This window comes from Kitasatospora sp. NPDC023176, assembly GCF_055560495.1.
On record NZ_JBVHIP010000101.1, the window covers coordinates 1 to 1,030 of the forward strand.

At 55.8% G+C, this 1,030-nt stretch carries 1 rRNA gene; it reads left to right on the forward strand.

Going from position 1 to position 1,030, the window contains the following annotated elements:
- A 23S ribosomal RNA gene (locus ACZ3YL_RS42485) occupies positions 1 to 1,028 on the forward strand; the annotation flags it as partial.
- Positions 1,029 to 1,030: the final 2 nt, after the last annotated feature.

Genomic DNA, 1,030 nt, shown 5'->3' on the forward strand with positions numbered 1-1,030 from the left:
GGCGAAGCTGAGAACTTAAGCGCCAGTAAACGGCGGTGGTAACTATAACCATCCTAAGGTAGCGAAATTCCTTGTCGGGTAAGTTCCGACCTGCACGAATGGCGTAACGACTTCTCGACTGTCTCAACCATAGGCCCGGTGAAATTGCATTACGAGTAAAGATGCTCGTTTCGCGCAGCAGGACGGAAAGACCCCGGGACCTTTACTATAGCTTGATATTGGTGTTCGGTTCGGCTTGTGTAGGATAGGTGGGAGACTTTGAAGCAGCAACGCCAGTTGTTGTGGAGTCGCCGTTGAAATACCACTCTGGTCGTGCTGGATGTCTAACCTGGGTCCGTGATCCGGATCAGGGACAGTGTCTGGTGGGTAGTTTAACTGGGGCGGTTGCCTCCTAAAGAGTAACGGAGGCGCCCAAAGGTTCCCTCAGCCTGGTTGGCAATCAGGTGTTGAGTGTAAGTGCACAAGGGAGCTTGACTGTGAGACTGACGGGTCGAGCAGGTACGAAAGTAGGGACTAGTGATCCGGCGGTGGCTTGTGGAAGCGCCGTCGCTCAACGGATAAAAGGTACCCCGGGGATAACAGGCTGATCTTCCCCAAGAGTCCATATCGACGGGATGGTTTGGCACCTCGATGTCGGCTCGTCGCATCCTGGGGCTGGAGTAGGTCCCAAGGGTTGGGCTGTTCGCCCATTAAAGCGGTACGCGAGCTGGGTTTAGAACGTCGTGAGACAGTTCGGTCCCTATCCGCTGTGCGCGTAGGAGTGTTGAGAAGGGCTGTCCCTAGTACGAGAGGACCGGGACGGACGAACCTCTGGTGTGCCAGTTGTCCTGCCAAGGGCATGGCTGGTTGGCTACGTTCGGGAGGGATAACCGCTGAAAGCATCTAAGCGGGAAGCCTGCTTCGAGATGAGCACTCCCACCTCCTTGAGAGGGTAAGGCTCCCAGTAGACGACTGGGTTGATAGGCCGGATATGGAAGCCCTGTGAGGGGTGGAGTTGACCGGTACTAATAGGCCGAGGGCTTGTCCTCAG